At 71.6% G+C, this 7,649-nt stretch carries 8 protein-coding genes; 2 read left to right on the top strand and 6 right to left on the bottom strand.

The genetic code is table 11. From position 1 onward, the window contains the following. A partial coding sequence (locus ETD83_RS36935) for a Rieske (2Fe-2S) protein (RefSeq protein WP_138649850.1) occupies positions 1-742 on the top strand: 742 nt, incomplete at its 5' end. 731 nt (positions 743-1,473) lie between these two features. Here ETD83_RS36935 and ETD83_RS36940 read toward each other — a convergent pair. The 4 genes from ETD83_RS36940 to ETD83_RS36955 all read right to left on the bottom strand — a co-directional run bounded on the left by ETD83_RS36940 (position 1,474) and on the right by ETD83_RS36955 (position 4,430). Next, positions 1,474-1,935 carry a hypothetical protein gene (locus ETD83_RS36940; protein WP_138649851.1) on the bottom strand — a complete coding sequence of 154 codons (462 nt, stop codon included), beginning with the start codon at positions 1,933-1,935 and terminating at the stop codon, positions 1,474-1,476. Between the two features lie 120 nt (positions 1,936-2,055). Further along, the gene (locus tag ETD83_RS36945; RefSeq protein ID WP_138649852.1) at positions 2,056-2,292 is read right to left on the bottom strand and encodes a hypothetical protein; all 237 of its coding nucleotides are present in this window, start codon (positions 2,290-2,292) and stop codon (positions 2,056-2,058) included. An 89-nt stretch (positions 2,293-2,381) separates the two neighbouring features. Beyond that, on the bottom strand, positions 2,382-3,155 hold the full coding sequence (locus ETD83_RS36950) for a sulfite exporter TauE/SafE family protein (protein ID WP_138649853.1): 774 nt from the start codon (positions 3,153-3,155) through the stop codon (positions 2,382-2,384). Between the two features lie 486 nt (positions 3,156-3,641). After that, positions 3,642-4,430: an ABC transporter ATP-binding protein gene (locus ETD83_RS36955; protein ID WP_138649854.1), complete on the bottom strand. Its 789-nt coding sequence runs from the start codon at positions 4,428-4,430 to the stop codon at positions 3,642-3,644. Positions 4,431-4,697: 267 nt separating this feature from the next. Between ETD83_RS36955 and ETD83_RS36960 the strand changes: the two genes are divergently transcribed. Continuing rightward, positions 4,698-5,453: a hypothetical protein gene (locus tag ETD83_RS36960; RefSeq protein ID WP_138649855.1), complete on the top strand. Its 756-nt coding sequence runs from the start codon at positions 4,698-4,700 to the stop codon at positions 5,451-5,453. Positions 5,454-5,587: 134 nt separating this feature from the next. Here the strand turns inward: ETD83_RS36960 and ETD83_RS36965 are convergent, their stop codons facing one another. Together ETD83_RS36965 and ETD83_RS36970 are read right to left on the bottom strand one after the other, a co-directional pair. Beyond that, the gene (locus ETD83_RS36965) at positions 5,588-6,313 is read right to left on the bottom strand and encodes an RDD family protein (protein ID WP_138649856.1); all 726 of its coding nucleotides are present in this window, start codon (positions 6,311-6,313) and stop codon (positions 5,588-5,590) included. A gap of 88 nt (positions 6,314-6,401) precedes the next feature. Continuing rightward, a complete protein-coding gene (locus ETD83_RS36970) occupies positions 6,402-6,728 on the bottom strand; it encodes a DUF2752 domain-containing protein (protein WP_138649857.1) in 327 nt (108 codons plus the stop codon). Between the last annotated feature and the right edge of the window lie 921 nt (positions 6,729-7,649).

Below are 7,649 nucleotides of genomic sequence, written 5' to 3' on the forward strand. Positions count from 1 at the left end.
CGGCGTCCCCTTCGGGCATCCCGCCCACCCCCCTCTCACGGACCTGCCCATTGGGTTCTGGGTGTCCGCGGCCGTCCTCGACCTCATGCCGGGCGGGCGCCGGGCGTCCCAGACGCTCGTGGCGGCCGGGCTGGCGAGCGCCGTTCCGGCCGTCCTCACCGGCATCGCCGACTGGTCCGCGTTGCATCGCGAGCAGCAGCGGGTCGGGCTCGTCCACGCGGCGGGGATGACGACGGCGAGCACGCTGTACTCCATGTCCCTCGTGGCCCGCTGCCAGGGACGGGACACCGCCGGACGCGCCTTCGGCTTCGCCGGCCTCACCGCCCTCTTCACGGGCGCCTACCTCGGCGGCCACCTGGCGTTCCGCCAGGCCGCGGGCGCCAGCCACGCCGACCAGGTCGGCCACCTCGTCCCGCTCGGCTGGCACGACCTCTGCGCCGCCGAGGAACTCCCGGACGGCTGGCCCGTCCATCGGCGCCTCGGCTACATCGGCCTGTTCGTCCTGCGCACGGGCGACGACATCCACGTCCTCGCCGACCGCTGCAGCCACCTCGCCGGGCCGCTCCACCAGGGCCGCATCGTCACCGACGACAACGCCGACACCTGCGTCATCTGCCCCTGGCACGGCAGCACGTTCCGCGTCCAGGACGGCTCGGTCGTGCACGGCCCCGCCACCGCGCGCCAGCCCGCCTTCGAGGCCCGCGTGACGGACGAGGGCACCGTCCAGGTCCGCCCGTACTGACCACGCCGGTCAGCACCCCCGAGCGTCCCCGGACGTCCCCGGACGTCCCCGGACGTCCCCGGACGTCCCCGGCCGTCGCCGGACGTCGCCGGACGTCGCCGGGAACCGCAGGTGATCTCGCCGCTGGAGCAGCCCGCGTCCAGCCTCCTAAACGAACTCACCACCCAGCCTGACGACCCGCATCGCACGCCACATCCCACACAGACCACCGAAAGCGCCGCAGCGCACCCGACACCATGGCCAGCCGCAACCTCCCACACCCGCGAGCAGCCACCCGCACGAGCTCCTAGGCGCGGCCACAGCCCACCTAGGACGTATCTCAAACTGGGCCTCGGCCCACGCGCGGGCATCCGGCTCGCCTGATGCAGCGACGCCGAAGCGAGCCAGAATGGGCAGTTTCATGAGGCGACGCCGCGCTCCCGCACGGCCCGCCGCGGTCGCGAGCCGCCAGGCGAGCGCTATGACGGCACTTTGAGACACGGCCTAGACGACTCGCCCCAGACGCACCCCACCGGCCAGCACGCAAGCAGCGTCCCGCACGGGCGTCCGGGCAAGCCGCAACCCGCCAGGACGGCCTGACCAGGTGGTACGGCCTATCGAGCCATGAGCGGCGTGCCACGTGGGCTCTCAGATATGCGGTCATAGCAGTGCTTGAGTGAGCCAGGGCCCGGGCCTCCGGCCCGACCCGAGAGTCGGGCCCTGGCTCACTCCTTCCTGGCTTCTCCGGGGGGCTAGCTGAGCATCCTGACCAGGCGCTTCTGGCGGACGCTCGTCAGGACCTCTCCGCTGGGGGCAGGCTCATCGCTGGGACGTGCGGGTTGGGTGAAGGGAGCGGGCGCGGTGCCGCGGGTGGCGATCCGCGCCGAGGTGATCGTGAGGTCGAAGTGGGCCCACACCATGGCGGCGCCGGTCAGCCGGCGAGCCGTGGCGCGGATGAGATGGACGTCCGGCGATGCGGGAACGATCAGCAGGACGGGCACGCCGCGGTCCAGGTCGGCCGCGGTGGGGCTGTCGGGCCAGATCGCCACGCGCAGCAGCCGGCCGTCGATCACGCGCAGTTCTCCGATGTCGGGAACGCAGACCCGGGGCGGACCGTCCGCCGTGTAGGTGATCATGACGACCGGGCGCTGCCGCGCCTGGGAGCTCTTGATGGCATTGAGGGAGGTCGCGAGGACGTCGGGCGATGCTGTCATGGGCAGGGCCGCCTTACGTCGAAGGTCGGGCCGGCCCGGGCGTCCGGTCCGGCCGCTGCATCCACTGAGCTACTCGAATATATGTTCGATCCTAGCCCATGACGCCGCCACGCGTGCCGGTTATTCGTTTTCGTGGGGCTGGTCGGACGTGGGGTATTCGACCAGGGCCAGCACCCGGCTGGACATGAAGCGCGCCGTGCGGACGGCGGTGCCGGTGCGGGTGACCTCACTGACCTCCACGACTCCGCGCCGGGTCGCAATCTCCACGCGGCGACCGGCCCGGCTCGCCACGACCTCGTACGTCCGCGTCCCCTCGCCACCGGCATCGATGACGATCTCGACCCTGTCGCCCTTCATCCGCGCGAACCTCCGGTAGTCGAACGTATATTCGACTTATACCCGGAAGGTCGGGCGGCCAACCCTGCACGTCGCCGAGAATGCGCTGGTCAGGCCAGGAGATTGACGATCGCCGCGATGCCGACGACCACGATGACGCCGCGCAGCACCAGCGGCGGGATGCGGCGGCCGACGCGGGCGCCGATCAGCCCGCCGAGCGTGGCGCCGGACGCGATCAACAGCACCGCCCACCAGCTGATCTCGGTGTCCGAGATCAGCCACATGAGCGTGAACAGCACCGCCGCCGAGCCGTTCACGATGGCGGACAGGACGTTCTTGGCGGCGTTCACGCGCTGCAGATCCTCGTCCAGCATGATGCCGAGGAGCGCGATGAGGATGACGCCCTGCGCGGCGCCGAAGTAGCCCCCGTACATGCCCGCGAACAGGACGGCGATCCACAGCGTCACGCCGCCGTGCGGATGGTGCTCGCCGCCCTCACGGCGGCGCAGCACCCACTTCTGCAGTCGCGGCTGCACCATCACCAGGACCACCGCGATTCCGATCAGCGCGATGACGATGACGTCGAACGCCTCGGCGGGAAGGCCGAGGAGGAGAAGTGCGCCGATCACGGCGCCGATGAGCGAGCCGGCACCGAGCCGCAGGAGGCGGTCGCGCTGCCCCTTCAGTTCCTCGCGGTAGCCGTACGCGCCGGTCGCGCTCCCCGGGACGAGCCCGATGTTGTTGGACACGTTCGCGACCACGGGTGGGTAGCCGAGCGCCACCAGCGTCGGGAAGGTGATCAGCGAGCCGGAACCCACGACCGTGTTGATGCCGCCGGCGGCGACCCCGGCCGCGAACACGGCGACCGCGTCCAGCAGGTTCAAGTCGGCTCCACCCCGGCGCTAAGAGTTCACTACGGCGCACACATCGTAGGGACACCGCCGTCCAGCACCGTCGACTGGGGGTGCATCTGGGACGAACCACCCCGTTTCAACGGGCAGACCACCCGCCCCAACAACCGGCCGAGCGACCGGGCTCAGCGCCGCGGAACACGGCCGCACGGCCGCCGAACAGCCGGAGCCGGATCCAGCGACGCAACCCAACGCCGCGCGGCTCACCCAGCGGCCAGCCACTGAATCGAGTGGCCGCCCACTGAACCGAACTGCCCGGCACTGAACCGCACGGCCAGTCTCAGGACCGAGCGGACAGGCTCCGACCCGGGCAGACGGGCTCCGGACCGGGTGGCGGGCTCTGCGCCGCGCTGCCCGGCTCCGGACCGGACGGACGGGTATTGACCCGGGCGGACGGGCTCCAGACCGAGCGGATGGGCTCCGGGGCCGGGGCCGGGGCCTAGGCCAGGGCCGGGAGGGTCAGCGGGTGGAGCGGGCGTACCAGCGGCCGTTCTGGCGGTCGATGGCGAGCGGGATGCCGAAGGTGTCCGACAGGTGCTCATTGGTGAACACCTCGTCCACCTTGCCCTGTGCGACGACCTCGCCGCCGCGTAGCAGCAGCGCGTGCGTGAAGCCCTCGGGGACCTCCTCCACGTGGTGCGTGACCATCGCCATCGTGGGCGCGGCGGGGTCGTCGGCGAGGGCGGCTAGGCGGGTGACGAGGTCCTCGCGGCCGCCGAGGTCGAGGCCGGCGGCGGGCTCGTCCAGCAGGAGCAGTTCCGGGTCGGGCATCAGGGCGCGGGCGATCTGGACGCGCTTGCGCTCACCCTCGGACAGCGTGCTGAACGTGCGCCGGATCAGGTCGGAGCAGCCGAGCGCGTCCAGCAGCGCGACGGCGCGGCTCACATCCGTCGAGTCGTACTCCTCCCGCCAGCGTCCGATGATCGCGTACGACGCGGTCAGCACCAGGTCGATGACCTTCTCGTCGGCCGGGACCTTCTCCGCGAGGGACGAGCTGGCGAGGCCGATCCGGGGACGCAGCTCGAACACGTCCGTGCGGCCGAGTTCCTCCTCCAAAATCAGGGCCGTGCCGTCGGACGGATGCATCATCGTGGCGGCGATCTGGAGCAGGGTGGTCTTCCCCGCGCCGTTCGGGCCGACGATGACCCACCGGTCGCCTTCGTTCACCGTCCACGTGACATCGCGCAGCAGGGTCGCCCTGCCGCGCCTGACCCCGACTCCGCGGAGCTGAAGTACCTCGCCGGCCATCGCGCGCCTTCGTCCCCAATCCCGGGTGTCCCCGATCCTCAGAAGAGAACCTATGCGATTCCGGCTCGGGCGTGGCCCCCGGGTTTACCGCCCGGGACGGCGACCCGAGGATCCGGCGGAGGCGGCCCGAAGGTCCAGCGGTGGCGGCTCGGTGTCGGCGGTCCGGGGATCCGGCGGCGGCGCGAGAGGTTCGTTACGCACTGCGGCACCGTCGGTCCGAGCGCTTATGGTGGGTCGCATGCCGATCAGGGAGCATTGGGAACGGCGATGAGCAAGGACGCTGCGACCGCGCTGGTCGCCTGGGGTAATGCCTGGCTGACCGGACACGTCGGCCTGGACGAGGCCGTCGACGCCGTCGAGAAGAGCGCGGGCCCGCAGATCCTGGGCGGCGAGCCCGCCGAGGTGACGCTGCGCCGCGGCCTCGGTGACCTGCGCGTCGGCGGGATGGCGGCGCTGCGGCTCGCCCTGCCCGCGCCCGGCGACCCCCTCGGGCTGAGCGGCCCGCCGGACCTGAACCACGCGGCGATCGACGCGGGCGCGGCCGTCGTGGTGGTGCTGGGCGAACGGGCGATCGGGCTCGTCCCGTCCGAGGACCTGCGCGGGTCGTCGTACGTCGGTGTCCGCTGGACGACCCATGACGCGTCGCCCGGCGCGCCCGACGTCCCGTCCCTCGCGGACGCCGACCGGCAGCTCACCCTCGCGATGCGGGACGCCACCGAGGCGCTGCTGACCGTTGACGACCTCGCCGGCGCGCCGCCCGAGATCCCCGACGCCCTCGCCGCGCTGCGCGACCCGGACCGCGGCGACCATCCGCTCGCCCCCGGCTACCCGCCCCGCGCGCACCGCGTCGCCGCGCTCGCGGGTCGGCTGTCCCTCGTCGTCGACCTGGCCCGGCAGATGGACGACGGTGGCCTCAGCGCCGACCAGATGAGGCGCCGGGGTGAGGCCCTGCGGCTGCTGGACGGGGCCGTCCGGCGCGCTCTCGTCGCCGCCTGCAACAGCGCGTTCGACCCCGTCCCGTAGAAGACGCATCCCGCAGGCGCCCAGCCATAGGGGGCCGGGCCAAAGAACCTCGCCCACAGCAAACGGGGCGCCCCGGAAGGGACGCCCCGCTCAGGTCGTGCAAGGGGATTGAACCCCGGCTCGCGGGTCAGCGGTCAGTTGCGGACCACGAGGGTGTTGCAGACCTTGTCGGCGAAGGTCTGCTTGCGGTCGTCCCACAGCGGCCAGAGGTAGCCGACATAGCACAGGATGCCGTCAAGGAAGTGCGCGATCTTGCGGACGAATGCCATGCCGAACCCGATCGGCTGGCCGGTCTGCGCACTGACCAGGCGGATTCCCATCTGCCTCTTGCCGATGGACTGGCCGGTCGTGCCCTCCTGGTAGACGATCCACAGGAACGCGCCGACGTAGACGGCGAACCCGATCAAGTAGAACAGCAGCGCGATCACCGCGGCGCCGCCGCTGCCCGAGCCGGCGAGGAGGCCGGCGATGAAGTACAGCACGCCGGCGGGAGCGCCGATGATCAGGATGTCGATGATGTAGCCGCCCGCACGCGAGCCCCACTCGGCCAGCTGGCCGGTCGAGCCGTAGTGGTGGTGGTGCACCTCCTGGTAGCCGGCCTGGGCCGGCGGCGCCGGCGGCTGGCCGTACCCGGGCTGCGCGGCGGGAGGCTGCTGGCCGTAGCCCGGCTGCGCCGGCGGCTGGCCGTAACCCGGCTGCGCCGGAGGCTGCTGGCCGTACCCGGGCTGCGCGGGGGGCTGGCCATAGCCGGGCTGGGCCGGCTGACCGTAGCCGGGCTGGGCTGGGGGCTGCTGGCCGTACCCGGGCTGTTGCTGCCCGTAGCCCGGCTGCTGACCGTAGGGGTCGTAGGGGTTACCCACACTTGCTCCTTATTGATTGACCCTGTGGTTGTGTGACGCCCGCCGGACCCGGTGGGCTCCGCAAGTCTGGCCGAGGACCGGCCACAGCTCAAACCCGCAGAACTCCGAACCGGACGAGCTGCCACAGCTCCGACCCCACGAGGGCGGTGCCGAGCATCCAGGCACGGGTCTTCGGCTGGAGTGCCCACCACCGTCCTCCCGGTCCCAGGGGTGCGAGCGCCACGGCGATCGCGCCGGTGAACGCCACCGGGTTCGCCAGCACGGCCTGGGCCGGACGGCCCCCGCCAAGCTCGATGAACACTGTGGTGCTCCCGCACATGGGACACGGAATTCCGGTGAGCGCCCGTAGGGGACAGAGCACGCCGGGGTCGTTGACACGGTGGATCCATGACGCGCCGACGGCCGCGATGGCCATCGCCGCGAAACGCAGCACCACACCCAGGGGTCCGTGCCGCGCTGCGGTGAGGGTCCGGCTGACGAGCCCGCCGAGCACACCTTCCGGTGCACTGGTGGCCGCCGCCCCGGGCGCTCCCCCCAACGAATCCTCCGCCTCGATGACATACAGGTGAGTGACCCGTATACCGGGTGCACCCTGAGGCGGGTCAAGTCCTGACAACGATCTGCGATCGGACCGTTACCCAGTGCTCAGCGACACCGCCCCAGGGGCAAGAGTAGGACAAATCGCCAGCTACATGGGCACTCTTTAGCCCGATGAGTCCAACGAATCGTCCGAAAACACGACACCAACCACAGTCGGACGACACCGCTCGGAACAGGCCGACGGCCGCGGCGAACCCGAACGAAAAGGTGGCGAAGAACACGCCCTGAGACATCCCTCCAACGCGAACGAACCCAGTCGCCACGCACCACGAAGCCTCACAGAACGGATAGTCGAACAACCCCCGAAGCAACGGCGCGAGCTCGCGAAAACCCCGAGCCACGCAAGTCCCGGCAAGCACCAGGAGCGAGTGAGCTCGAGCCACCATTGAGCACGAGACATGAACGAGCGCGAGCCGCGAGCGAACGGAAGGCGCGACCGAGCACAAGGCGCCGGTGAACGGAAGGCATGAGTGAGCGCGCGGCACGGTGCACGCGCGGCACGGTGCGTGGAGGGCGCGAGTCAGCACAAGGCGCGAATGAGCGGATGGCGCGGGTCGGCGCGAGGCGCGGGGTCGGCGCGAGGCGCGAGTGAGCGCGCGGCACGGCGCGCGAGGCACGGGCGCGCGGAAGGCGCGGGTGGTGCGAGGCGCGGGTTGGTGCGGGGTGCGGGTGTGCGTGAGGTGGGGTCGCGCTAAGGGCTGGGCGCCGGGCGAGTGTCGGGGGTCCGGGGTGGGGT

It is taken from the genome of Actinomadura soli (assembly GCF_005889715.1).
In the GTDB taxonomy this organism is placed as follows: domain Bacteria; phylum Actinomycetota; class Actinomycetes; order Streptosporangiales; family Streptosporangiaceae; genus Spirillospora; species Spirillospora soli.

Bases quoted from the DNA above. Each gene is read 5' to 3' on its own strand.
- ETD83_RS36940 (WP_138649851.1), bottom strand. From the start codon at position 1,935: ATGACAGCATCGCCCGACGTCCTCGCGACCTCCCTCAATGCCATCAAG.
- ETD83_RS36945 (WP_138649852.1), bottom strand. From the start codon at position 2,292: ATGAAGGGCGACAGGGTCGAGATCGTCATCGATGCCGGTGGCGAGGGG.
- ETD83_RS36955 (WP_138649854.1), bottom strand. From the start codon at position 4,430: ATGGCCGGCGAGGTACTTCAGCTCCGCGGAGTCGGGGTCAGGCGCGGC.
- ETD83_RS36960 (WP_138649855.1), top strand. From the start codon at position 4,698: ATGAGCAAGGACGCTGCGACCGCGCTGGTCGCCTGGGGTAATGCCTGG.
- ETD83_RS36970 (WP_138649857.1), bottom strand. From the start codon at position 6,728: ATGGCCATCGCGGCCGTCGGCGCGTCATGGATCCACCGTGTCAACGAC.